Below are 25,551 nucleotides of genomic sequence, written 5' to 3'. Positions count from 1 at the left end.
TCCCTCTATCCGAAAGCCCTGCCATGACGTATCGCACGCTTCGCACGCTCGGAATCGACCTCGGGACCACCAACTCCGTCACCGCATGGATGGACGGCGGTGTCCCCGTCGTCCTCGGCAATCGTCATGGCGAGCCGGCCACCCCGTCCGCGGTCGGTGTCGACGCCGACGGGTCACTCCTGGTGGGCAGCGAAGCACTCAACTCCCGTGACCTGCTTCCCGACTCGGTGATCACCGAGGTGAAGCGGCTGATCGGACGCCGGTACGCCGACGAGGAAGTGCAGCGGCTGATCGCGGCGCGGCCCGCGGACGCGCCGCCCGTCCGTGAATCCGCGGACGGCGGTGTCGAGATCCGGCTCGGCGCGCACTACCTGACCCCGGTACAGATCTCGGCGATCCTCCTGCGGCGGCTGCGCACGGACGCCGAGAACACCGCAGGGGAGTCCTTCCGGCGGGCCGTCATCACCGTCCCCGCCTATTTCTCGGAACCGCAGTACGCGGCGGTGCGGGACGCCGGACGTCTCGCGGGCCTCACCGTGGCGCGGATCCTGCCCGAACCGACCGCGGCGGCGCACGCTTTCGGCGTGCAGCGCCCCGTGTCCGACGCGCAGGACATGTGCACGACGCTCGTCTACGACCTCGGCGGCGGCACCTTCGACGTGTCCGTGCTGATCACCGGGGCCGGCTACTTCGACGTCCAGCGGCTCGGCGGGGACAAGGCCCTCGGCGGCTCCGACTTCGACTCCGCGCTCGACCGGCTGCTCACCGAACGGCTCGGCGACCGTGACCATGCGGCTCCCGGCGACACCGGCCGGATCCGGGCCGCCGCCGAGCGCACCAAGATCGAACTGTCCGACGCCGACGCGTCCGAGGTCATCCTCGCGCCGTTGGGGCGAAACGGCGGAGCGTGGACGGGGAAGGTCACACGCGACGACTTCGAGGAGCTGATCCGGCCGCACATCGAGCACACCCTGGAGCTCACCCGCGCCGTGGTGCGCGAGGCCTCCATGCTGACCGACGACATCGACAGGGTCCTCCTCGTCGGCGGCTCGACCCGCATCCCGCTGGTGCGCCGACTGCTCACCGAACTGTTCCCCGCTCAGGAGAACACCGAGGAGAAGGTGGCGTTCGCCGTCGACCCCATGGAGGCGGTCGCGCTGGGTGCCGCCGTCGAGACCGGGCTGATCGCCACGCTCGACTGCCCGGCCGAGCGCTGCCTGACGACCGGCATTCCGTTCACCGCATCCGTCTGCCCCGACTGCGCGACGTCGCTGCTCGGAGCGGCCACGGTGGCGTGTCCCGACTGCCATGTCCCCGCGCCCGAAGGGACCGGGCAGTGCCAGGTCTGCTCCCACGATCTGTCCGCGCTGCGCGCCGCCGCCCCCGTCGCGGCCCGCACCGAGTGCCCGCACTGCGGATGCCGGGAGAACTCCACCACCGCCACCGTGTGCCAGGACTGCGACCAGGACCTGGACGCGGGCGGGCTGAAGTGCCCCACCTGCCAGATGGTCAACGCCACCGGTTTGACCGCGTGTTCGGCCTGCGGCTCGCTGTTCCACACCGACCAGCCGGAGCAGGTCACCGCCCAGAACCTGGGCCTGGCCCTCAACGACGGCGCTGTCGCGGTCGTCTTCCCCGCGGGGACGAAGTACCCGACCGACTGGCAGCACATCGAGAACCTGCAGGTCCCGGCGGACGACGCCACCGCGCTGACCTTCCGGTTCGTCGAAGGCCCGCACGAGAAGTCCCATGCCCGCAACGAGTTCTGCGGACAGCACACGCACGTCCTCGACACCGGCTCCGGCAGCACGGAACGACTCTCCCTCCGGGTCAGGATCGACGAGAACCGCACCGTGCACCTCGCGTACCGCATGGGCGGCGGCGAGGAAGTGGGGGCGTGGCTGCGCCGCAGCGCCGTCGCCGACCGGGTCGGCCGCGAAGCCGCGCTTCTGCTCGACGAGATCCGGACCCACGTCGCGTTCTTCGGCAGTGAGCTGACGGCAGCGGAGCGCGACACCTTCGCCGAACTGACCGAACAGCTCTCCGCCACTGTGCGCGGCGAGCCTCTCGGCCGCTCCCTCGACGGATTCCTGGACGAAGTCCGCGACACGGTGGAGACATGCCGGGACGCCCGAGGCTTGGCGGCCACCGCGTCCATCGGCGCCCGCCGAGGCCAGGAGCTGGGGCTCGACCGGCTGGCTCAGGAGCTGCGTGACGCGCAGAGCGCGGTGAACGCCGCCCGCGAGCGCATGGACCTGCCCGCGATGCGGACCGCGACCGAGACCGCGCGCGGTCTGTGGCGCCAGATCGACACCACCACCTGGCGGTCCATGCTGGCCGCACATGATGCCGAGCACGGTCGCTTCCCCGAGTCCGTACGCCGCTCCGTCCTGACCGCCTGGGACGACCTGCGTGCCGCGACGCAGCGCAAGGACTACGCCGCCCAGGACGCTCTGCACGTGACGCTGAACGACCTCGGCAACCGTTCCCAGGCACCCGTCCCAGGCGCGCGGGAGCCCCGGGACAGTGCTCAGGTGTTCCCCGAGCGCCGGTAGGCCCTGTCGTGCGGGCATGGTGGCAGTGAGCACTCCGCTGCCACCAGATACCGATTGACAGCGTCAACACGTAGGCTGGCCGCACTTCTCGCAGCCCGTTCCACCCGCGCCCCGGAAGGTCCCCCATGTCGCAACTCCCCGACCGGCTCCCCGGCTTTCCGGACTTCCGCATCGCTCTGCCGAATGGCGCCGGGGAGGCCCACGGACATCTGCTCTCCGCCATCGGCGACAGCGGCTCGCACAGGTTCGTGGTGGCTGCCGGGTCCGCCGTGTCGGCGGAAGCGTGGCCCGGTCTGAGCGACTACGCACGTCGGCTCCGCTCCGAGCTGCGGGAGAACGGAGCGCTGGTGGACGGGGACCGTTCCGACACCTGGGTCGCGGCCCGTGACATCCTCTGCAACTCGCCGTCCGCCGCAGCCACGCTCGTCCTCGGCTACTCCGCCACCGGACCCGGTACCTGGCGCACCGCCGACGGCCACCGGCTCGGCGACTACCTGCCGCAGAGCTGGCGGGCTCCGCAGAAAGCATGGCTGGTGCGCGGGAACAACGTGTCCGGGCACAACCTGGTGCGCCAACTCTGGCTGAAGGAGGGCCTCGTCTCGCTGGACGGGGCGCACCTGCCGCAGGTGGACGAGCCGGACCCGACCAAGAGCGTGCTGCGCCGTTTCGTCGAGGAGGGCTACGAGGGCTCGGCGACGTACCACCAGAAGCGCGGGCTCGTCGACGAGCTGCACGCCTTCTTCACGCAGATGCGGCCCGGCGACACCGTCGCCACCCTCAGCGACGGGCTGCTCCACCTGGGCCGGATCACCAGTGACCTGGTGCAGTCCGGCTCCCCTGACGGGCTCTCCAACCTGCGGCGCACGGTGAACTGGCAGGAGACTGCGTACCCGTACGAGGAGCTGCCCGAGGAGGTGCAGCAGAAGCTCTCCGCGCAGCACGACGTGGTCGATCTGACGTCGGTCCTGGAGCAGCTCACCGCGCTGAGCGGCGGTGCCGACTCCGCGGCGGGTGCGGCGGATCAGGTGTCGGCGTCGTCCGAGCAGCGGATGCTGAACCTCCCCGAGGCCACCGACGACTTCGCCCGCAAGCTGCTCGTCCACGACCGTGCCTGGCTGGACGAACTGCGTGAACTCCTGCTCGACGAACGGCAGATGGTGCTGTACGGGCCGCCCGGCACCGGCAAGACGTATCTGGCGCTGCAACTCGCCGAGTACTTCGGCGGCGGCCCGGAGCAGGTCAAGATCGTCCAGTTCCATCCGTCGTACGCGTACGAGGACTTCTTCGAGGGCTTCAGGCCGGTCGAGGACCCCGAGACGCGGGAGGTCGCGTTCCGGCTGACGGCGGGACCGCTGCGGGAGCTCGCCGACACCGCCGCACGCCAGGGCAACCGGCACGTACCGCACTTCCTGATCATCGACGAGATCAACCGGGCCAATCTGGCGAAGGTGTTCGGCGAGCTGTACTTCCTCCTGGAGTACCGCGAGCGCTCGGTGCGCCTGACCTACTCGGGGGACGACTTCGGGCTGCCGCCGAACCTGTACGTCATCGGCACCATGAACACCGCCGACCGTTCGATCGCCCTGGTCGACGCGGCGATGCGGCGCCGCTTCGCCTTCGTGGAGCTCTCCCCCCGGGTGGAGCCCACGGCCGGCCTGCTCACCCGCTGGCTGGAACGCGAGGGCAAGGACCCGGAGCCGGCCCACCTCCTCGACGCCCTCAACTCCCGCATCGGCGACCCGGACTTCGCCATCGGCCCCTCCTATCTGATGAAGCCCGGCGTCTACCGCGAAGGTGGCCTGGACCGCACCTGGCGTACGAAGATCCTGCCGCTCCTGGAGGAACACCACTACGGCGAGGGCAACGACATCGCCGCCCGGTACGGCCTCGCCGCGCTGCGCGAGCGGATCCGCGAGGCATGAGCGAGGTGACGCTGCGGGAGTACGGGGACACCGTCTCCGTACCTCTCGATGCCACGGCCGGGAGTGCCCTCGCCGCATCGCGGATGCTGGAGAGTGCCGCACCGGATCCGGAGCGGCCGGGGTACTGGCGGTTGCGGGCAGGCAGCCGGGTCGGGGCGGTGCGTCTGCCCGAGGGCACGGTGCTGCGGATCGCGCCGAAGACGCCGGTGCGGCGGCTGTTCTTCCTGCTGGGGTTCAGCCTCGACCCGGCCGGTGCCTGGCGGGACAGCAGGGAGGGCACGGTCGACATCGGGGCGCACGACGACGTCGTACCGGCCCTCGCGTACGCGGTGGAGCGGCAGATCGACACGGCACTGCGGCAGGGGGTGCTCCAGGGGTACCGGGAGGTCGCGGAGTCGGCGCTCGTCGTACGGGGACGGCTGCGGGAGGCCGAGCAGATCCGGCGGCACTTCGGCCGCACCCCGCCGGTCGAGGTCGTCTATGACGCGTACACCGCCGACACGGCCGAGAACCGCATCCTGCGCGCCGCCGTGGAGCGGCTGCTGCGGATGCCGTCCGTTCCGGGCTCTGTACGACGGCGCCTCGCGCACCAACGGGCCCGCCTGGCGGACGTCGGCCCGCTGGTGCGCGGGCAGGAGCTGCCGCGCTGGCAGCCGTCGCGGCTCAACGCCCGCTACCAGCCTGCGCTGCACCTCGCCGAGGCCGTCCTGCGCGGCACCTCGCCGGAGCACCGGTCCGGTGAACTCGCTCTGAACGGCTTCTTGTTCGACATGAACAAGCTCTTCGAGGACTTCGTGACGGGCGCCCTGCGCGAAGCCGTCCGGGAACACGGGCTGACGGCACGCCTGCAGGACGTCCACGCTCTCGACACCAGCGGGCAGGTCCGGATGAAGCCCGACCTGGTGGTGTACGCCGGGGACGGCCGGACACCGGTCGCCGTGGTCGACGCCAAGTACAAGACGGAGAAGGCGGACGGCTACCCGAACGCCGATCTGTACCAGGCGCTCGCCTACGCGACCGTGCTCGGCCTGCGGCAGGCACACCTGGTGTACGCGGCCGGGCGGCTGCCGCAGCGGTCGTCCGAGGTGCGCGGGACCGGCGGGATGCGGCTGTACCAGCACAGTCTCGATCTCTCCCGGGAACCCGCGGCGCTGCTGCACACGTTCCGGGAGCTGGCCGCCCGGCTGGCCGGGCGGCCGTCCGACAACTGAACGTACGGAAAGGGAGGCCCAGGGCCCATGCCCCGACTCGCCTTCGCCCAGAGCTTCTGGGACGGATACGACACGCTGGAGAAGCCGGTCAGAGCCGGCGTCCGCAAGGCCATGACGAAGTTCCAGGCGCTCACCGTGGCCGAACTCAACGCGGACAAAGGGCTCCATCTGGAGTCGGTCGAGAACGCCCGCGACCGGCGGATGCGCACCATTCGGATCACCGACTTCTGGCGCGGAGTGGTGCTCGCCCCGGACGACGGCAGCGATCTGTTCCTCCTCGTTCATGTGCTGCCCCACGACGACGCGTACAGCTGGGCGGCGAAGCGCCTGTACAGCGCGAACTCCGCCACCCGCGGCCTGGAGGTGCGCGACGCGGTGGCATTGGAGGAGCTGACACCGCTGTACGAGACGGCGTCCCGGACGGCGCCGAAGCTGCTGTTCGCTCGCGTCTCCGACGGTGTGCTGCGGGAACTCGGCATTGACGACCAGGTGTTGCGCGCCGCGCGCTCGCTGGCCGACAAGGCGCAGCTGGAGGCGTTCGCGACGCTGCTGCCCGAGGATCAGCTGGAGGTGCTGCAGTACCTCGCGGAGGGTTTCTCGCCGGAAGAGGTGTACCGGGACGTGGTCGCGGTGCGCCGTCCGGCGGACGCTCCGGCCGAGCCGGTCGAGGACCTCGCCACGGTCATCAGCAACACCACGGCACGCATCCGCCTGGTGACGGGCCCGCAGGAGCTGGAGGAGATCCTCGCCAAGCCGTTCGCGGCCTGGCGGGTGTTCCTGCACCCCTCGCAGCGACGCGTGGCACACCGCACCTCGTACGGCGGTCCGGTGCAGATCACCGGCGGTCCCGGCACCGGCAAAACGGTGGCCGCGCTGCACCGGGTGAAGCATCTGCTTGGCCGGTCCGAGGACCGCAGGATCCTGCTGACCACGTACACCAACGCGCTCGCCACGGGACTGCGCGAGATGCTCGGGCTGCTCCTGGACGGCGACGAACGGCTTCTTGCGCGGGTCGACGTGACGACCGTCGACGCGTATGCCAACGGCGTGGTGCGGGAGCGGACCGGCAGTACGCCGAGACCGGTGGGCGACCGTGACCAGCGGCAGGTGTGGGAGAAGGCGGTCAAGCAACTGGGTCTGCCGTTCCCGGCGCGCTTCCTGGCGCAGGAGTACCGCCATGTGGTGATCGGCCAGGACATCAGAGACCTGGACGGCTATCTCGCGGCAAGTCGGCGGGGTCGCGGCACCGGTCTGGGGGCGGCCCGGCGCGGTCTGGTGTGGAGCGGTGTCGAACGGTTCGAGAAGCTGCTGCAAGAGCGCGGCGCCACCACGCATCTCGGCGTCTGCGCCCGCGCCGCCGACCTGCTGGCCGCAGGACCGGCGCCGTACGCCCATGTCGTGGTGGACGAGGCGCAGGACCTGCACCCGGCGCAGTGGCGTGTGCTGCGGGCCGCCGTCGCCCCCGGCCCCGACGACCTGTTCCTCACCGGCGATCCGCATCAGCGGATCTACGACTCCCGGGTGACGCTGGGCTCACTGGGCATCGCCACCGCAGGCCGAAGCTTCCGGCTGAGGCTCAACTACCGCTCCACCGAGGAGATCCTCGTGTGGTCGGCGCGGCTGCTCGCGCCGGTGACCGTGGACGCGCTCGAAGGCGAGGGCACCGACTCCTTGGTCGGCTACCGCTCGCTGCTCCGTGGCCGCCGCCCCGAGACCGGCGGGTACACCACGCAGAAGGAGGAGTGCGAGGCGCTGGTGCAGCGGGTACGGACCTGGCTCGGGGAAGGACTCGCACCGCACGAGATCGGCGTCTGCGCCCGGTTCAACCTCGCCCTGGACGCGGCGGAAACCACGCTCAAGGACGCCGGGATTCCGGTGGCGCGGATCAAGGGGCAGGTACCGGCGGCAGCGCACGGGGTCCGGCTGGCGACCATGCACGCGATGAAGGGGCTGGAGTTCCGGGCGGTGTCCGTGCTCGGCGTCACCGCGGGAACGGTGCCCTTCGCCCGGGAGATCACCCCGCTGGAGGCGGACGCGCCGCAGCACGAAGCCGATCTGCTGCGTGAACGCTGTCTGCTCTTCGTCGCCTGCACCCGGGCGCGCGAGGCGCTGAGCGTGACCTGGAGCGGTACGCCCAGCGAGTTCCTGCCGGCCACTGGTTGAGCCTGCGGCGGGTCAGTCCTTTGGGGCCAGGGCTCCGCAGGACAGCCCGTCGCGGGCGAGGTCGGCGAGCCTGCGGCTGAGGTCGGAAACAGCTCGCATCGTCTCCTCGAAGGCCGCGAGGTCACGGAAGGCCGCCCCGTACCGTCGTTGTTCCTCGATGGCCAGCTGCGGGATCCGGGCTCCCTTGGTCTCCAGCCGGTAGCTGCCGCTGGAGCTGGTGGCACGGCGGGTGTTGGCGGAGCTGCGCAGGAAGCCCTGGAGGTAGTCGGTGTCGAGCTGATCGCTGGCGGAGACCGGTTCGGGGCCCTCGTAGGTCACGAGGCCGGCGCGCACGAGTTCGGCGACCCCGGCGGTGGCGCCATCGAGCGAGCCCGGCCCGGCGCCGGGCCGCAACGCCGGCAGCAGCGCGGTCAGCCGACGCAGGTGTTCCTCCAAGTCGCCGCGGAGGCCGGTGAACTCTCCTGGGTAGTCGCGATGGTGGGCCTGCAGATGCCGGGCAGGGGTGAGGTCGACAGTGTCGTCGAGGAAGTTGATCAGGGGGACGTCGGCCATCTGCTCGGGGCGCGGATCGAGGCTGCCGTCGGGGTCGTTGCCAGTGAGGTCCACCATGCACACCGTCGCCGGTGCGGCGTCGGCCGGTTCGGGGCGGCGCAGGGTCCACAGATGAACGGGCAGGGCATGCGAGGAGGCCGTGCCCGGGGGCAGCGCGACGATCTGGGTGAGAATTCCCCGGCGCACCAGTTCGGCCCGGATGCGGCGTCCGGCTTTGCGGTAGGCCACCGAGGCGGGCAGCACGATCACCACGTGGCCGCCGGGCGCGGTGTGCGCGTAGGCGTGCTGCAGCCATGCGAGCTCGCCTTCCGCCTTTGAAGGGGTGCCGAGCTCCCAGCGCGGGTCGAGGAGCAGTTCGTCACGCCCCCATTCGGTGACGCCCACGGGTGGATCGCAGACGACCAGCTCGGCCCTGAGGCCGGGCCATCGGTCGTCCCGGAGCGAATCGCCCGTCTCGATCCGCGCGTCCGGCAGTTCCGCCAGGGCGGCTCGCGCCCGGGCGAGCCGGGCACGCTCCGCGTCGGACTCTTGGCCGTGGCACAGCACGCCGGGCTGTCCAGCGACGGCGAGGAGCAGCAGTCCGATCCCGCAGGCCGGATCGAAGACGGTCTCGCCGGGGGCCGGCTGCGGAGCGAAGTGACGCACTGCGCGCACGAGGCGAGTCGAGGTCACCTGGTCCGACCCTGCGCGGCGAACGGCGTCGGCGAACCGTTCGGTCATCGCGTTCACAACGTCAACGGGCCGTTCGGCGCGAGCGAGGTCGCGGGCGCGAGCGGCCGTCTCCTTTGGCAGGCGCGGACCACCGTCCGACCGACTCACCCCGGACAACAGGTCAGCGACGTCCGCCAGGCCCGTGACCATGTCTTCCCCGTAGGCGGCTCGCAGGTCCTGCCACAGCCGCACCTCGTCGGAGACGTCCTGGCCCTTCCGCTGCCGCTCCAGCCACGCCTGCACGTCGGCGAGCACGAACACGGGGCTGCTCGTGGCACCGCCGGCGGGCGGCGGGAAGTCGTCATAGCGCCGCCGCCAGTTGGAGACGGCGGCGCGGGTGACCCCGGCGATCCTGGCGATCTCGGAGCCAGTGACCAGAGGGCCGGTGGCTGGTGCGGCTTGGTCCGTCATGGGGCCACCGTACACGCAGCTTCGGACATTCCCGAAGAGGAAATATCTGTTGACGTTGTACACACGCATCTGTCACGATGCGATGTGTGCGCGGATGGTTCTGCCGGTTCGCTTTCCGCCGGGTCCCGCCCTCCCGCTTGCCCGAACGACCTTGCGCACCCCCTTCTCCACCACATCAATCACTTTCCTCACGCCCTCCCCGCGGAGACACGCCATGGCCACGCACACCGCAGTTCGCACCGTTTACCGGCTCCCGACGGTCACCCCGACCCGTGAAGCCATGTTCGACGCCCTCGACCACGACCAGCTCGACCGGCTGGGAGCCACACTTCATCACCCGGAAGTGCTCGGCGTGCCCGCGGTGTACTTCACCTACGGGAAGGAGGAGGACGCCGACACGTGGTGTGCACCCAACGCCCGCACCACCGGCATCTCCGTCACCGAACCCGTACGCCGGACGGGCGCCCTGCTGCTCCTTGCCGTGGACGGCCAGGTGTACGCCGTCACCTGCGGAAACGGCTACCGCTTAGTGCCCGAGGCGCTCAAGGACAAGCGGTTCGGTCTCTCCTTCGCGATCCGCATGATCGACCCCCGGCACATCAGCGGTGCTGTCAGCCAGGCACTGGGCCGCCCCCGTACTGACATTTCGCTCGTGCCGGCGGGCGCGCCGGTCCCCGAGCTCGGCCTCCGTGACCAGGCGCGGGTCGTCCGGCATCTCGGCGGCCACCTGGACGACGTCCCGCTCACCCGCACCCGCCACGCAGCCGGCCGGGCGTGCAGCGCCCAGGGCGGTGTCGGCCTGCGGCTGTCGCTCGGTATCGAACCGGCCGACCTGGTCGCGGACCTGCGGACCATCACGCGTGTCTGCCAGGACGACATCCCCCACGGCGAGCTGGAGTTCGTCGACCACATCGTCCCGATCACCGACGCCACCATACTCACCGCACTCGAAACCGCACTCGACCGTCACCTCGCCGGTCCCGCCGACGGCCGCATCTCGTACTCCGTCCCCCTCGGTCTGCACAACGAGTACGCCGAGGCCACCGCCTACCGCACCCGCATCGGCAGCGCGGAAGCCTTCCGGTCCCACCGCTTCGACCTGGACTACATCCTCACCCGCACCCGGGTCCAGCGCTCCGGCGAGCGCCTGACCGCACTGCGCAACGGCACCGTGACCCTCCACCGGGACTCCTCGCCCAGATCCTCCGAACCTCTGGCCACCACCCGCGCGCTGGACTGGCTCCAGGCCGACATCTCCCTCGGCGCACGGAAGTTCTGCCTGCTGGACGGCGACTGGTACGAGCTCGGCGCCCGCTACCTCGACTCCGTACGCGCCGGTCTTGAGCGGCTGTTCACCGATGCCTCTGCGTATGGACTGCCGCAGTGGCCGCGGTCCGCGGACGAGCGCAACTACAACCATGCGATCGCGGCAGCCCAGCCCGAATGGCTCTTCCTCGACGGCGAGTTCATCAACAACCCGCTCCGGCACACCGACCGGGTCGAGATCTGCGATGTGCTGACTCCGGACGGCACTCTTGTCCTCGTCAAACAGGCCGCCTCCTCCAGCGCCTTCAGTCACCTGCTCGGACAGGCCCAGGTCGCCGTCGACCTGCTGCTCCACTCGGCTGAAGCACGTGCCCAGTTCGTCCGCCGGGTCGCCGGGGACAGCGAGGGGAGGATCCGACTGCCCGCCGACTTCACCCCCCGGCGCCTGGTCCTCGTCGTCCGCCACAAGTCCGGGGCTCTGCTCACCCCTGACTCGCTCTTCGCCTTCTCCCGGATCACGCTCCACCAGACAGCACGTGAACTGGCGGCCCGCGGGGTGAGCGTCGAGGTCATTCCCGTTCCGACTGCGGGCATCGGCGGCTTGGACGCCGCAGCGTGACATCGGCCGGGCGCGTTACGGACCCAGGGCCGGCGCAAAGCCGTGGTGACCTTGGCGCCCCGGTGTCCGCAACGCACCGCATGCGCGCCGATCCGCGAGGGGGTCTGTGCAGCGCATACCTGGGCCACCGATGATGTCGTCGGCGAGAGCCAGACCCCTTCGACCCGGCCCAGACCAACCCGAACAGCCATAACGTTCGACTGGGGCCCACCCTGCTCACCTACGCGGCCGGCGTCATCGACGCGCACCGCCCGTTCGCGATCAAGGGGAAGCTTCACCGGATCGACACAGCCCAGGGAACCTCCACGCCCCTCACCGCAGCCCGCCGCTTTCCCTCAACGTGACGGGAGGTCCGTCAACCTCACACGTCGGTACTCAATCGCCCCCTCGACCGCCACCCCAGCGCCGAACGCCCGCGTACGGCTCCCACCCGCGTTCAACATCCCGATGCATCCCCCCCACCATCCGAACCCCACAGGCCCGCATACACCCACCCGGAATCGGAAATGCGGTCAAGATTTCGCACGCCCCCACACCCCGACCTCCAGCCATGGGCTCGCCGCTCCCGACCCCACTCCCACTGGGAGCACCCACACCCAGCACAAAGAGCGGAAGCCCATACCCGAAAAGCCACCCGATCGATGGGGAGCCGCCGATCACAAACCGGACACGAATGTGAACGTACGCACAAGAAAACAAATATGTGCGCATCACGCCGAGTGGGAGCAAACAGACATGGGGACACCGGGAGCGCGCTCCCGCTCCCACGCTCCCAGTGGGAGCGATGGGAGCAACAGAAAAAGGGCCGTTCGAAAACGGCCCTTCACCTGCGACATTCGATGAATCGAACTGTCGGGACGACAGGATTTGAACCTGCGACCCCTTGACCCCCAGTCAAGTGCGCTACCAAGCTGCGCCACGTCCCGGTGCTCGCTGACCTGGGCTTTCCCCGGGCCGAACGTGCACGGAAACCATACCGCACTCGGGGCCGTGGTCGTGCATCCCTTTCCCCGTGGGGCCCGGCGGGCCGGGCGGCCGGGTGCGGTGCCGCGTCCCTGGAGGCGCGGGCTACTTCGTGGGGCCCTGCGCCCTGACCGGCTCCGGTGCGGGCAGCGGGCGCAGTGGCTGGGCGTCCGCCCGGACCAGGCCGCGGATGCCGGGGACCGCGAGCATGGCTGCCGCGCACAGGAGGGTGACCACGCCGCCCGCCAGCAGGACGTGGTGCGTGCCGAACGTGTCCGCCGCCGGGCCCGCGAGTGCCTGGCCGACCGGGGCCATGGCGAGGGAGCCGGCGACGTCGTAGGCGTGGATGCGGTTGAGGACCTCGCGCGGGACCTGGGTCTGGACGCTGGTCGCCCACATCACACCCCAGAACGACATCCCCGCCCCGGCCACCGCGCAGCCCGCCATCATCCACGGCACGTCCAGGCCCGCGCCGACCACCGCGGGGAACAGCGCGAACGCGAACAGTGCCAGCGAGCCGGCCCGGAGCATGCGGCGCGGGCGCAGGCGCAGGGCGATGAGGCCGCCGATGACGGTGCCGGCGCCCAGCGCCGAGTTGATCAGGCCGTAGACGCGCGGTCCGTGTTCCTGGGTGACCTGGGTGGCGATGAGCGGGATCGCCGGGCCCGAGGCGCCGATCTGGAGGACGCACCAGACGGCGATGACGCCCCAGAGCCAGGTGCGGGAGCGGAACTCGCGCCAGCCCTCGACGAGGTCCTTGCGGAAGCCGCCGCGCACGGACCTGTCGGCGGCGGGGAGCGGGGGCAGTTTCAGCAGGAGCAGGCAGAGCGCGCTGAGGGCGAAGGTGCCCGCGTGCGCCGCGAAGACCAGGCCCGGTGACGCGAACGCGACGAGGAGGCCGGCCACGGCGGGGCCCGCGAGCTGGGAACCGGACTCGGCGACGCGGATCGCGCCGTTGGCCGCCTGGACGTCCGCCGCCAGGCGGGGCACGGTGCCCGCGACGCCGGGCTGGAAGATCGCGGAGGCCGCGCCGTTGACCGCGCCGATGACGCAGATCTCCCACAGCACCACGTGTCCGGTGAAGAACATGACCGCCGCGACCGACTGTGACACCAGTCGCACCACGTCGGCGCCGATCATCAGCAGGCGCGTGCTGAACCGGTCGGCGAAGACCCCGCCGAAGATCACCAGTCCCGCGAAACAGGCCACGGACGCGGCCATGGCCAGGCCCACCGCGCCCGCTCCGTACCCGTACTGCAGCAGGCCGGCGGCGAGGGCCACGGGCAGCATCGTCTCGCCGAGCTTGGCGAGGGACCTGGCCGTGAAGAAGAGGCCGAAGTCCCGGGACCAGAGTTTCGGGCCGGGGCCGCTGTCCGGGTCGGCCTTCCTACTGCCGACTCGCTCGGGCCGATCGCTCGCGCCGGCTCGCTCCGAAGCCCCGCCCCCAGGTCTCTCCGGTGTGCCGTCCCGCCCCTCCGATGATGGCCCGCTCCCCATGCCGTCCCGCCCCTCCCACGATCCGCCCGGCTCCCGCGGAGGCCGCGCCGGCCCGGGCCTGACCCGTCCGGTCCGCCCCGCCGGGCGGTTTCGGGGGCCGCTCCCCCGCCGCCCCGCCCGCCCCCACAGGGCGGATCATGCCACGCCTCCCGGAAGCGGCCCCACACATTTTCGCCCGGCCGGGACCCGCTCCCGGCCCGGCTCCAGCCCGGCTCCAAAAAGGGTGGCTCACGCCTCCCCCGTCACCCCCAACTCCGGGTGCGCGTCCAGGAGTCGGGAGGGTGCCGCCTGGCGCCAGGAGTCGGCGAGGATGTCGCGCAGTTCGGTCACGTCGTCCAGGGCGGCCAGGCGGACGCGGACCCAGGCGAAGGAAGCCTCGTGGTCGGCGATCCAGAACTTCTCGGGCTCGGCGAGGACCAGTTCGTCACGCTCCTCCTTGGGGCAGCGCACGGCGATCGACGTCTCCTCCTCGGGCAGCGTGGCGAACATCTTTCCCGCGACCCGGAACGTGGGCATGCTCCAGGCGATCTTCTCCGTCGTGTCCGGCAGGGACAGGGCGGCGGTGCGTACATCCTCGGCGTCCGGCATGGGAGGAACCGTAGCCAAGGCCACTGACAATCACGGCCGATCACGGCCGATCACGGCACGCGCTTGTCCAGCCACGCCGTGAGGTCGGCCTGGACCTCGTCCCGGTTGGTCTCGTTGAGGATCTCGTGGCGGGCGCCCTCGTAGCCCTTCCAGGTCAGGTCCTCCACGCCCGCGTAGCGGAAGTCCTCCAGGAGCTCGTGGACGAGGGTCATGCGCTGGTTGCAGGGGTCCTCGGTGCCGACGGCGACGTGGATCGGCAGGTCCGCGGGGATGCGGGCGAGGTTCGCCGGGTCGTTGATGCGGCGCACCGCGCGGACCCAGTCGAGGGAGAGGCCGGCGGAGAAGGGGAAGCCGCAGCGTTCGTCGGCGACGTACGCGTCGACCTCCGCTTCGTCGCGGGAGAGCCATTCGAAGCCGGTGCGGTGTTCGTAGGGGTCGTTGAAGGAGGTGAAGAGGTCGGGGACGTAGGTGGAGAGTGCCGCGCGGCCGTCCCTGGCGCAGGCCGCCTCCAGCTGTGCGATCGAGCCTTCGTTGTCGGCTCCGGGCAGGGAGCGGAAGGTGCCGGAGAGGATCAGGCCGACCAGGTCGTCCGCGTACCGCTGCGCGTAGTCGCGCGCCAGGAGTGAGCCGAGGCTGTGGCCTAGGAGGACGAAGGGGACGTCCGGGTTGAGGGCCCGGGCCTGGTCGCCGATGGCCTTGAGGTCCTCGACGATCGACACCCAGGCGTCGACGGTGCCGGGGTCGGCGTCGTCGGTGATTCCGTAGCCGCCGGTGGACTGGGCGGTGGCGCCGTGGCCGCGGTGGTCGGAGGCGATGACGGCGTAGCCGTGGGCGGTGAGGTGGCGGGCGAACCGGTCGTAGCGCAGGCCGTGTTCGGCGGCGCCGTGGGCGATCTGGACGAAGGCGCGGGGCCTGCCGCCGGCGGGCTGCCAGGTGTAGGTGGCCACGGCGGCGCCGTCGCCGGTGCTGAGGGCGGTGGTGGTGTGGGCGGGTTCGGTCATCGGGCGGCTCCGGTTCCGTGTGGGCGGGCGACTTCTTCCACCTCCCCTTCCTGTCGGCCGTCATGCGTGGCGGGGCAGGCGCGGGACCGGCGCCGGACCGGTGCGGGGCATACGTCGCTTCCGACCCATTGACCCCTCAGGCCCGTCGTACCTACGCTGAACGACGCATTCGGGAAAGCGCTTTCTAGTTCCCGCGAGGGCCCGCAGGGACCCGCGAGGACCGGCGAGGCGCACTCCGGCGTTCCCGGCTGCACTCCACCAGCACTCACCGCACACCCGCAGCATCACGCAGCCCCGGCACCCGTCCGGGGCCGACAGCCGAGGGAGCGCCATGAGTACGTCGAGTACAGCCGCACCACCGCCCGTGCAGCACCGCCGAAGAGGCAGACCGGACCGCCGACTGCCGATGCTCCTGGCGCTCTTGGCGATCCTGGTCGCGAGCCTCGGGCTGAGTACGCAGGCCCGGGCCGTCCAGCAGCCGGCCGAGGCCGCACCGGCCTTCCGGGTGCTCGTCTTCTCCAAGGTCACCAATTTCGCGCACGACTCGATCCCGGCCGGGATCGAGGCCGTCGAGAAGCTGGGCGCCGAGAACGGCTTCGAGGTCGAGGCGACCGACGACGCCGCCGCGTTCACGGACGCCAACCTCGCCCGCTTCCAAGCGATCGTCTTCAACAACACCAACTCGACGCCCGAGAAGGGCGATCTGCTCGACGCCGGCCAGCGGGCCGCGCTGCAGAAGTTCGTGCGCGGCGGCGGTGGCTGGGTCGGGCTGCACGCCGCGTCGGCGAGCGAGCGCGACTGGGACTGGTACGAGGGGCTCGTGGGGGCCATCTTCGACCAGCACCCCGCCGTGCAGACGGGCCGGGTGAAGGTCCTCGACCACGCCCACCCCTCCACGAAGGGCCTTCCGGAGCTCTGGGAGCGCTCGGAGGAGTGGTACAACTGGCGCGTCAATCCGACCGGCAAGGTGCACACGCTCGCGCAGATCAAGGTGCGGGACGGCGTGACCGGGCTCGACGAGGGCGTGGACCATCCGTGGTCCTGGTGCCAGAACTACGACGGCGGCCGCTCCTGGTACACGGCGGGCGGGCACGCCAAGTCGGCCTTCCAGGAGGCCGGGTTCCTCCAGCACTTGCTGGGCGGGATCCAGTGGGCCGCCGGGAACAAGGAGGGCGACTGCTCGGCGACGAAGACCGGCGCCTTCCAGCGGACGCCGCTGGCGACCGCCGATCTGGCCGACCCGTTCGAGCTGGCCGTGGCGCCGGACCGGCGGGTGTTCTTCATCCAGCGCACCGGCAAGCTGAAGATCATCGACCAGGAGTCGATGAAGGTGACGACGGCGCTCGACCTCGCGTACACGCCGGAGATGACGAGCCAGTCGGACGGGCTGCTCGGGCTGGCGCTCGACCCGGAGTTCGCCGACAACCACTGGGTGTACCTCCTCAACTCCGACAAGACCGAGAAGCGGATCAATCTGTCGCGGTTCACGGAGTCCGGCGGGACGATCGATCCGGCGAGCGAGAAGCGGCTGCTGGCCATTCCGACGTGGCGGGGCGAGGGCCGCGCCAACTCGCACATGGCCGGCTCGATCGCCTTCGACAAGAAGGGCGATCTGTACGTCGCCACCGGTGACAACACCGATCCCTTCGCCTCCGACGGGTTCGCGCCGATCGACGAGCGCGAGGGGCGTCGTGCCTGGGACGCCCAGGGCACCGCGGGCAACACGAACGACCTGCGCGGCAAGGTGCTGCGGATCTCGCCGAAGGACGACGGGACGTACGGGATCCCGGAGGGGAACCTGTTCGCCCCGGGGACGGAGAAGACGCGGCCCGAGGTGTACGCGATGGGGCTGCGCAATCCGTTCCGGATCACCACCGATCCGCGCAGCGGCGCGCTGCTGATCGCGGACTACGGGCCGGACGCCCGGCAGGCCGTCGCCGACCGCGGGCCCGAGGGGACCGTCGAGTTCGACCGCATCACGAAGGCCGGCAACTACGGCTGGCCGTACTGCATCGGCAACAACACCCCGTTCAACGACTACGACTTCGCGACGAAGACGTCGGGTGCGAAGTTCGACTGCGGCAAGCTCGTGAACGACTCGCCGAACAACACCGGGCTCCGGGACCTGCCGCCCGCGCAGCCGGCGACGGTCTGGTACGCGTACTCGGCGTCCAGCCAGTTCCCGGAGCTGGGCACCGGGGGCGGCGGTCCGATGAGCGGCCCCGTCTACGCCTACGACCCGGACAACGAGTACCGCACCAAGTTCCCCGAGTACTTCGACGGGAAGTGGTTCACCTACGAGCTGACGCGGCAGTGGTTCAAGGTCTTCTCGATGCAGGAGAAGGACCAGACGTTCACCGATCCGCGGTTCGCGCCCGCCAGGGCCGGTGATCTGAACTCCATCAACTCCGTGTTCGGCGACATGAAGTGGAACCAGGCCTTCGACGCCGACTTCGGTCCGGACGGCGCGCTGTACGTCATCGACTTCGGGCTGGGCAGCGGCACCGGCCGCGGCGGCAGCAACGAGGGGGCGGGGATCTACCGCATCGACTACGTCGCCGACGGCCGGCTGCCCGAGGCCCGGGCCGCCGCGGCGCCGGACAGCGGACAGGCGCCGCTGAAGGTCACCTTCGACAGCGCCGGATCCGGCGTGACGGGTGTTCAGGACGTCTCGTACGCGTGGGACTTCGACGGTGACGGCAGCACGGACTCGACGGAGCCGAAGCCCACGTACACCTACACGAAGAACGGCCAGTACACGGCACGCCTCACGGTGACCGGGCCCGGCGGGCTAAGCAGCCGCGCGGTCACGGACGTCACGGTGGGCAACACCCGGCCGGTGGTGACGGTCCAACAGCCGCCCGGCGGCGGGACGTTCAGCTTCGGCGACACCATCCCGTTCACGGTGAAGGTGAAGGACGCGGAGGACGGGGCGGGTCCGCGGATCGACTGCTCCCGGGTCGTCGTGCAGTCGCAGCTCGGCCATGACACCCACCTCCACCCGCTCGACAACTACACCGGCTGCACGGGCGAGATCGTCACGGACGCCGGGGACAGCCACGGGCCGGGACAGAACCTCTACTACGGCATCAGCGCGCAGTACGAGGACAAGGGCGGCGCGGCAGGCGTGCCGGCGCTCACCGGGTCGGACTCGCTGACGCTGCGCACGTCGTTCCGGGAGGCCGAGCACTTCACGGCGACCGGGGGCGCGCACGGCGGTGCCGAGGCCGTGAGCCGGGACGACTCCTCGGGCGGCAAGCGGCTCGGTGAGATCGAGGACGGCGACTGGGTGTCGTTCGACCCCGTGCACCTGAAGGGCGTGGAGTCGGTGACCGTGGGCGCGGCGTCCGGCGGGATCGGCGGCGACGTGGAGTTCCGGGCCGGTTCCCCGACGGGCCCGCTGCTCGGAAAGGTGTCCGTGCCGAACACGGGCGGCTACGGGAACGTGGTCTCGCCGACCACCCAACTCGCTGACCACAAGGGCACGTTCAAGCTGTACGCCGTCTTCAGGAACGCGGACTGGACGGCCGAGGGGCCCGATCTGCTCGCCCTCGACTGGCTGCACTTCAACGGCCCGGGCGTGGAGAAGCGGTCCGGCGCGAAGGTGGCGGTGGGCGCGACGCCGGTGGACGGCACGGCGCCGCTCGCGGTGGCGCTCAAGGGCACGGTCAAGCTCCCGGAGGGCCGTACCGCGGCCTCGTACCACTGGGACTTCGGTGACAACGGAAAGCCGAGCGGCACCGAGGGCGCGACGGCCGAGCACACGTACGCGCGTGCCGGTGCGTACACCGCGCATCTGACCGTCACGGACGACAAGGGCGACACGACGACCGGCGCGGTCCGCGTCACGGTGAAGTGAGAAGAGTGAGGGAGGACGACACCATGAGCGGCGTCACCAGTCGAAGAGCCTTTCTCGGTACGGCACTTGCCGCGGCGGCGGCCGTTCCGCTGGCCGCGCCCGCGGGTGCGGCGAACCGGCGCCGGATCCCGCGCGGCGGCATCGGCATGCACCTCTACACGATGCGGAACGTGCTGGCGCAGGACTTCGCGGGCACGGTCGGACAGCTGGCGGAGATCGGCTACGCGACGGTCGGGGTGAGCGGCCGGCACGGGTACTCGGCGGCCGCGATCCGCGGCATGCTCGACGCGGTCGGCCTGCGCTCGGTCCTGGAGCACATCGCCTATCCGACGCTCACCGGCAGCGGCCTCGGCCAGGCCCTGGAGGATCTGCACACGCTCGGCGCGAAGTGGCCGGTGGTGCCGAGCCTGCCGGGCTCGATGCACTCGGTGGCCGGATTCCGGGAAGCGGCACGGGAGTTCAACCGGATCGGCGCGGCGTCGCGGGCGGCCGGCCTCGGTCCCGTGCTGTTCCACAACCACGGTTCGGACCACGTGGTGGTGGACGGCGAGAACCTGTACGACATCCTGCTCGCGGAGACCGATCCGCATCTGGTCGCCTTCGAGCTGGACGTGTACTGGGCGGCGAAGGGCGGCGCCGCGGGGCCGGCGACGTACTTCGTGCGGCATCCGCACCGGTTCCCCGCGCTGCACGTCAAGGACATGGCGCCGAACGGCGACTTCGCCGACGTGGGCTCGGGGACGCTCGACTTCGCAGCGATGTTCGACCATGCGCGCGAGGGCGGCGTCCGGCAGTGGCTGGTCGAGCACGACTCCCCGGCCGATCCGTTCGCAACGGCCAGGAACAGTTACGACTACCTGGCCGCACTGCGGTACTGACCAGGTGTCAGTGAGGTGAGGGCGCCTGCGCCCCGGGACGCTTGTAGAAGAGCGTCGTGGGGCGCAGGACGCCCGCCGGGTCGCCCGCGTAGTCCGGGATGACACCGGCCTCCTCCCAGCCCGTCTTGCGGTACAGGGTCTCGGCGGGGCAGCCGGTCTCCGTGTCGAGGACGAGCAGGGAGATGCCCGCTTCGGCGGCGGCGCGCTCCAGGGTCGCCAGGAGCGCGCGTGCGACGCCCTGGCCGCGCGCCGACTCGTGCACCATCAGCTTGAGGACCTCGGCGCGGTGGCTGCCGTTCGGCCAGTGGTTGAAGCCGAGCGAGACCGTGCCGACGCAGCGTCCCCCCTCGTCGAGGGCCACCCAGACGACGAGGTCGCCGCTCTCGACGGCCGGGGTGCGCGTCCGCCACCAGGCGGCGGCGTCGGCCGCGGTCAGCCCGCTCAGGAAGCCGATCGAACCGCCGCCCTCGACCACATGGGCGAGCAGCTCCCCCAACCCATCGGTGTGGGCCGGGAATTGATCGGGCGTCAGTCGCACGAGTGCGGTCACGGCAGCACCACCACCAGCGCGTACCGGACGGGTTCGGGTCCCGGGCAGTGGAAGTGCGTCGGGCCCCAGAGTCGGAAGCGCAGGCAGTCGCCGGCCGCGAGGCGGTGCACGACGCCCTGCACGGTGAGGTCGAGCAGACCGTCGAGGACCCAGATGTGCTGCTCCAGGCCGGGCACGGGCGGCCGGTCGTAGGCGATGTCGGCGTACGGCTCCAGGCGCCCCTCGACCACCTCGGCACGCAGCCCGGCGAGCGGCGGCGACACGGAGCGGCGCACGAAGCCGCTGGAGTCGTCGCGCCACACGGGCTGGTCGGCGGCCGGGACCACCTGGGCGGGGGCCGATTCGACCTCGCTCAGGAGCTGGGACATGGTGCGCCCGTAGACCACGCACAGCCGGTTCAGGAGGGCGGCGGTCGGGCTGATCTCGGCGCGCTCGGCCCGCGACAGGGTGGACCGGCTGACGCCGCTGCGCTCGGCCAGCTCGCCCAGGGACCAGCCGTGCTCGGCCCGCAGCTCGGCGAGCCGGGCGCCGAGCCGGGCGTCGACGGGGTCCGCTTCGACGTCGCCGCCGGCTCTGGCTCCGGTTCTCGTGGCCGCTTCACTCTCTCGTCTCATATTCGGCACGATATCCCACATATGAAACGAGCAGGTAGTGCGGCCCCTCCCTCCCGCAGATCTTCCCGCGCGCCCCGCGGGTCAGTCGTGGGCGGCCACCGCCCCGAGGAGCTCCCTGATCCGGCCGGTCGCCGCGCGGAACTGCGGGGTCGCCAGCGTCTGCGCGTAGTCCCGCTCCGGCGGCAGCCCGATCTCGATGACCTCCGTGACCGTGCCGGGGCGCGGGCTCATCACCAGCACGCGGTCGGCGAGGTAGACCGCCTCGGCGATCGAGTGGGTGACCAGCAGGACGGTGGTGGAGGTGCGCCGCCAGATCCGGTTCAGCTCGATGTTCAGCTGCTCGCGGGTGAGCGCGTCCAGCGCGCCGAAGGGCTCGTCCATGAGGAGGACCGGCGGCTCGTGCAGCAGCGCCCGGCACAGGGCGACCCGCTGCTGCATCCCGCCGGACAGCTCGTGCGGATAGGCGTCCTCGAATCCGGCGAGACCGGCCATCTCCATCAACTCGTCGGTGCGCGAACGGGCTTGAGCCGTCGGCATGCCCCGCATCTCCGCCTGGAGCAGGATGTTGCGCCGGGCCGAGCGCCACTCCAGGAGGGCCGCGCGCTGGAACACGTAACCGATGTCGTGACGCGGTCCGCCGACCCGCTCGCCGTGCAGCAGGACCTCGCCCGACGACGGCGCGAGCAGGCCCGCGACGAGCTTGAGGAGCGTGGACTTGCCGCAGCCCGACGGGCCGACGATCGCCACGAACTCGCCGTCGCGGACGTCGACCCGGACGTCGTGCAGCGCGGTGACGTCCTTCTTCTTCGTGCGGAACCGGACGGCGACGTCGTCGATGCGCACGGCGGGAACGGCCCCGTCCGGCGCGTGCCCCACGTCCGCCGGGGCGTCCTTGGCCATCCTCATCTCCCTTGTCCCCCTTATCCCTTCAGGCCGTTCTTCGCGTCCCAGTAGTCCGCCACCGGCTTGCCGCTCTTGACCATGCCCGCCTGCGCGAAGACGTCGATGGTCTGCTGCCAGTCGGCCTCGGTGTTCACGCCGGGCGCCTTGCCCTGGGTCGCGTCGGTGTGCAGCAGCGTCAGGGTCGTCTTGAACTGCTCCGACAGCACGCCGTCGGACGGCAGTTGCTCGGACGCGCCGTCCATCGCGGCGACGGCGGGCTCGGGGTTCTTCTCCGCCGCTGCCCAGGCCTCGCTGACGGCCTTGACCATGCGCTGCGCGAGGTCGCCGCGGCCGGTGAGGGTCTTCTGTCCGGCGATCAGGCCGTTGGAGTAGAAGTTGAGGCCGTTCTCGGAGAAGCGCAGGTACGAGACGTCCTTCTTCGCCTTGTCCGCCATGGTCGGGCCCTGGTCGCTGGCGTAGCCGAGCAGGGCGTCGGTCTTGCCGGAGATGACCGCGGCGATCTTGCCCGCCGGGTCGGTGTTCTGGATCTTGACGTCGGACTCGGCCAGGTCGTTCTTCTTCAGGAAGATCGGGAACGTCTTGGACAGGGCGTCGCCGGCCGTGCCCGCGATGGTCTTGCCCTTCAGATCGGCCGGGGACTTGATGTCCTGGGCGGCGAAGGACTGCACGGAGGCGGGGGTCGTCTGGAGGAAGACGCCGAGGCTCTTGACGTTCACGCCCTGGTCGACGCCCGCGAGGACGGCGGGGGTGTCGGCCCAGCCGAAGTCGGTCTGGCCCGCGCCGGTGGCCTGGACGGTCTTCTGCGAGCCCTGGCCCGCCCTGATCTCCAGGTCGATGCCGTGCTTCTCGAAGATCTTCTGCTTCTGGCCGTAGTAGAAGGGGGCGTGCTCGCCGTACGGGTACCAGTTGAGGGTCAGCGTGACCTTGTCGAGCTTCTTGCCGGAGTCGGACGTCGACGTCGTGTCGGAGTCGCCGCCGCAGGCCGTCGCGGCGAGCGCGAGCAGGGCGAACGGCACGGTGGCGGTCAGCAGTCTGCGCGGGGACATGGCGATGCCTTTCTGCAAGGGGGTCCGGGATGCGTCGGGGCGGAGCAGTGCTCTCCGCGCGGTCAGTACGTCGTCACCGCGGTGCCGTCGCGGCGGCTCGCGTGCCAGGGCAGCAGCAGCTTCTCGGCCACCTCGACCGCCACGAACAGGACGACGCCGATCAGCGACATGACGAGCAGCCCGGCGAACAGCATCGGGGTGTCCAGATTTCCGTTGGCCTGGAGGATGACGTAGCCCAACCCCTCGTTGGCGCCCACGAATTCACCGACGACGGCGCCCGTGACGGCGAGCGTCACGGCGACCTTCAGACCGGAGAAGAGGTGCGGCAGTGACGCCGGGAAGCGGATCTTGCGGAACGTCTGCCAGGGGCTCGCGCCCATCGTCGCGGACAGCTCCAGCATCTCCGGGTCGACCGCCTTGAGGCCGGTGACCATGGAGATGACGACGGGGAAGAACGCGATGAGGACGGCGATGAGGATCTTCGGCGCGATCCCGAAGCCGAGCCACACCACGAACAGCGGGGCGATGGCGATCTTCGGGACGACCTGCGCGAAGAGCAGGACCGGATAGAGGGTCTTCTCGACGGTGGACGAGTAGACCATGACGACGGCCGACAGGATCCCGACCCCCACGGCGATGACGAAACCGATCAGCGTCTCGTACGTGGTGACCCAGCTGTGGTGCCACAGGTAGTCCGGCTTGTCGAGGACGACGTCCAGGGTGCGGCCCGGCGAGGGGACGAGATAGGGCTCGACGAGTTCGGCGGCGGCGATCACCCACCACGCGCCGAAACAGACGAGGAGCAGCGCGAGCGGCCGCCAGCTCTTCTCGGCCGCCTCGGCCATCCGCCGGCCCGTCGACGGACGCTCCCGTTCCTGAACCCCCTTCACCGGCACCGGTGATGACTTGAGGGCACTCTGGCTCACTGGCAACTCCCCTGATATCAGGTCGACTTCGGGTGGAGCGATGAGTGTGCGGTGGAGCGCGCCGGAACCGTGATCCGCGAAATCGCTTTCAGAAAGCGCTTTCTGATACGGTGTCCGCCACGCTAATGACCCGATGTCTGCACGGTCAAGAGATCGTGCGGAAGTTTCCTGTGACCGGTATCGAACCGGGACCGAGGGGGCGCGGTGGACGAACGGGACGCACCAAGGAACGGGCATCAGGCCGGGCGGCGCGACGGGCGCCCCCCGGAACGGCAGCCGGTGACCCTCGACGCGGTGGCCCGCCTGGCCGGGGTCTCCCCGGCCACCGCGTCCCGCGCGCTCAACGGCACGGCACGGGTCCGCGAGGAGTTGCGGGCCCGGGTGCGGGCCGCCGCCGAGGCGCTCGGCTACATCCCGAACGCCCATGCCCAGGCCCTCGCGGGGACCGCGAGCAGCACGGTCGGGGTCATCTGCCACGACGTCGGGGACCCGTACTTCGCGGCGATCGCCAGCGGGGTGATGGCGGCGGCGGCCGAGCGGAACCTGCTGGTGCTGCTCTCCAGCACCTTCCGCGAGCCGGGCCGGGAGATCGCCTATCTGTCGATGCTGCGGGCGCAGCGGGCGCGGGCGATCCTGCTGATCGGCTCCGGCATCCAGGACCGGGCGTGGGAGCGGGCCCTGGACACGGAGCTCGCGCCCTATCTGCGCGAAGGCGGCCGGGTGGCCGTGGTCAGTCGGCACCGCACTCTGCGCGTCGACGCGGTGCTGCCCGGCAACCGGACGGGCGCGGCGGCGCTCGCCCGGGCCCTGGTCGGCCTCGGCCACCGGGAGTTCGCGGTACTGGCCGGCCCCTCGGCGCTGACGACCGTGGCCGACCGGGTGGCGGGGTTTCGCGCGGGGCTCGCCGAGGCGGGCGTGGAGCTGCCCGCCTCGCGGGTGGTGCGCGGCGCGTTCACCCGGGACGGCGGGCACACGGCGGCGTCCGAACTCCTCGACGGCGGCGGCCCGTTGCCGACGTGCGTGTTCGCGGTGACGGACGTGATGGCGGTGGGCGCACTCGCCGCGCTGCGGGAGCGGGGCCTGCGGGTACCGGAGGACGTGTCCCTCGCGGGCTTCGACGACGTGCCCCTCGTGCGCGAACTGACCCCGGCCCTGACGACGGTGGCGCTCCCCCTCCCGGAGATGGGCCGCGCCGCCCTGGACCTGGCGCTGCGGGAGCCGCGGGGCGAGCGGGTGCGGGTGGAGCGGTTCGCCGGGGAGGTGGTGGTGCGGGGCAGCACGCGGGTGGTGCCGTAGGGGCCGGGGCCGACGTACGG

The 25,551-nt window shown here is 71.1% G+C and carries 17 protein-coding genes, 1 tRNA gene and 1 pseudogene; 9 read left to right on the top strand and 10 right to left on the bottom strand.

Annotated elements, in window-relative coordinates:
• The first annotated feature begins 23 nt into the window (after window positions 1-23).
• The 4 genes from RBJ77_RS07205 (at window position 24) to RBJ77_RS07190 (ending at window position 7,851) form a co-directional block, all read left to right on the top strand.
• Window positions 24-2,555: an Hsp70 family protein gene (locus RBJ77_RS07205; RefSeq protein ID WP_372344172.1), complete on the top strand. Its 2,532-nt coding sequence runs from the start codon at window positions 24-26 to the stop codon at window positions 2,553-2,555.
• Between the two features lie 125 nt (window positions 2,556-2,680).
• Window positions 2,681-4,477: a DUF4357 domain-containing protein gene (locus RBJ77_RS07200; protein ID WP_372344171.1), complete on the top strand. Its 1,797-nt coding sequence runs from the start codon at window positions 2,681-2,683 to the stop codon at window positions 4,475-4,477.
• Window positions 4,474-5,688, top strand: coding sequence for an McrC family protein (locus RBJ77_RS07195; RefSeq protein WP_372344170.1), 1,215 nt, complete (start codon window positions 4,474-4,476; stop codon window positions 5,686-5,688). The genes RBJ77_RS07200 and RBJ77_RS07195 overlap by 4 nt, the downstream gene beginning before the upstream one ends.
• Before the next feature lie 27 nt (window positions 5,689-5,715).
• Entirely contained in the window at window positions 5,716-7,851 is a 2,136-nt protein-coding gene (locus RBJ77_RS07190; RefSeq protein ID WP_372344169.1) for a UvrD-helicase domain-containing protein, read from the top strand.
• Window positions 7,852-7,863: 12 nt separating this feature from the next.
• Here the strand turns inward: RBJ77_RS07190 and RBJ77_RS07185 are convergent, their stop codons facing one another.
• The gene (locus RBJ77_RS07185; RefSeq protein ID WP_372344168.1) at window positions 7,864-9,525 is read right to left on the bottom strand and encodes an N-6 DNA methylase; all 1,662 of its coding nucleotides are present in this window, start codon (window positions 9,523-9,525) and stop codon (window positions 7,864-7,866) included.
• A gap of 214 nt (window positions 9,526-9,739) precedes the next feature.
• On the opposite strand from RBJ77_RS07185, the gene RBJ77_RS07180 reads away from it, so the two are divergent.
• Together RBJ77_RS07180 and RBJ77_RS07175 are read left to right on the top strand one after the other, a co-directional pair.
• A complete protein-coding gene (locus RBJ77_RS07180) occupies window positions 9,740-11,410 on the top strand; it encodes a TIGR04141 family sporadically distributed protein (RefSeq protein WP_372344167.1) in 1,671 nt (556 codons plus the stop codon).
• A gap of 155 nt (window positions 11,411-11,565) precedes the next feature.
• A pseudogene (locus RBJ77_RS07175) lies at window positions 11,566-11,664 on the top strand (dCTP deaminase); the annotation flags it as partial.
• Window positions 11,665-12,262: 598 nt separating this feature from the next.
• Here RBJ77_RS07175 and RBJ77_RS07170 read toward each other — a convergent pair.
• The 4 genes from RBJ77_RS07170 to RBJ77_RS07155 all read right to left on the bottom strand — a co-directional run bounded on the left by RBJ77_RS07170 (window position 12,263) and on the right by RBJ77_RS07155 (window position 15,459).
• A tRNA-Pro gene (locus RBJ77_RS07170) sits at window positions 12,263-12,336 on the bottom strand.
• A gap of 142 nt (window positions 12,337-12,478) precedes the next feature.
• Complete coding sequence (locus tag RBJ77_RS07165) at window positions 12,479-13,870, bottom strand: MFS transporter (protein ID WP_372344166.1); 1,392 nt, start codon at window positions 13,868-13,870, stop codon at window positions 12,479-12,481.
• 228 nt (window positions 13,871-14,098) lie between these two features.
• A complete protein-coding gene (locus RBJ77_RS07160; RefSeq protein ID WP_372344165.1) occupies window positions 14,099-14,458 on the bottom strand; it encodes an MmcQ/YjbR family DNA-binding protein in 360 nt (119 codons plus the stop codon).
• Between the two features lie 50 nt (window positions 14,459-14,508).
• Entirely contained in the window at window positions 14,509-15,459 is a 951-nt protein-coding gene (locus tag RBJ77_RS07155; RefSeq protein WP_372344164.1) for an alpha/beta fold hydrolase, read from the bottom strand.
• A gap of 406 nt (window positions 15,460-15,865) precedes the next feature.
• Between RBJ77_RS07155 and RBJ77_RS07150 the strand changes: the two genes are divergently transcribed.
• Together RBJ77_RS07150 and RBJ77_RS07145 are read left to right on the top strand one after the other, a co-directional pair.
• Window positions 15,866-19,318: a ThuA domain-containing protein gene (locus tag RBJ77_RS07150; RefSeq protein WP_372344163.1), complete on the top strand. Its 3,453-nt coding sequence runs from the start codon at window positions 15,866-15,868 to the stop codon at window positions 19,316-19,318.
• A gap of 23 nt (window positions 19,319-19,341) precedes the next feature.
• Complete coding sequence (locus tag RBJ77_RS07145; RefSeq protein ID WP_372344162.1) at window positions 19,342-20,196, top strand: sugar phosphate isomerase/epimerase family protein; 855 nt, start codon at window positions 19,342-19,344, stop codon at window positions 20,194-20,196.
• Between the two features lie 7 nt (window positions 20,197-20,203).
• On the opposite strand, the gene RBJ77_RS07140 is transcribed toward RBJ77_RS07145, so the two are convergent.
• From RBJ77_RS07140 to RBJ77_RS07120, 5 genes are all read right to left on the bottom strand, one after another.
• Window positions 20,204-20,746 carry an N-acetyltransferase family protein gene (locus RBJ77_RS07140; RefSeq protein WP_372344161.1) on the bottom strand — a complete coding sequence of 181 codons (543 nt, stop codon included), beginning with the start codon at window positions 20,744-20,746 and terminating at the stop codon, window positions 20,204-20,206.
• Window positions 20,743-21,360, bottom strand: a complete 618-nt coding sequence (locus RBJ77_RS07135) for a helix-turn-helix domain-containing protein (protein WP_372344160.1) — start codon at window positions 21,358-21,360, stop codon at window positions 20,743-20,745. Before RBJ77_RS07135 ends, RBJ77_RS07140 begins: the two co-directional genes overlap by 4 nt.
• An 81-nt stretch (window positions 21,361-21,441) precedes the next feature.
• A complete protein-coding gene (locus tag RBJ77_RS07130; RefSeq protein WP_372344159.1) occupies window positions 21,442-22,266 on the bottom strand; it encodes an ABC transporter ATP-binding protein in 825 nt (274 codons plus the stop codon).
• 14 nt (window positions 22,267-22,280) lie between these two features.
• Window positions 22,281-23,309, bottom strand: a complete 1,029-nt coding sequence (locus tag RBJ77_RS07125) for an ABC transporter substrate-binding protein (protein WP_372344158.1) — start codon at window positions 23,307-23,309, stop codon at window positions 22,281-22,283.
• Window positions 23,310-23,371: 62 nt separating this feature from the next.
• A complete protein-coding gene (locus RBJ77_RS07120; RefSeq protein ID WP_372344157.1) occupies window positions 23,372-24,235 on the bottom strand; it encodes an ABC transporter permease in 864 nt (287 codons plus the stop codon).
• Between the two features lie 279 nt (window positions 24,236-24,514).
• Between RBJ77_RS07120 and RBJ77_RS07115 the strand changes: the two genes are divergently transcribed.
• Window positions 24,515-25,531 (top strand): LacI family DNA-binding transcriptional regulator, encoded by a 1,017-nt coding sequence (locus tag RBJ77_RS07115; protein ID WP_372344205.1) that lies wholly within the window; start codon window positions 24,515-24,517, stop codon window positions 25,529-25,531.
• The last annotated feature ends 20 nt before the right edge of the window (window positions 25,532-25,551 follow it).

This window comes from Streptomyces sp. KL116D (assembly GCF_030766975.1).
In the GTDB taxonomy this organism is placed as follows: domain Bacteria; phylum Actinomycetota; class Actinomycetes; order Streptomycetales; family Streptomycetaceae; genus Streptomyces; species Streptomyces longispororuber_A.
Note: the sequence above shows the minus strand (reverse complement) of the source record. Positions and strands in the feature narration are given on the sequence as shown.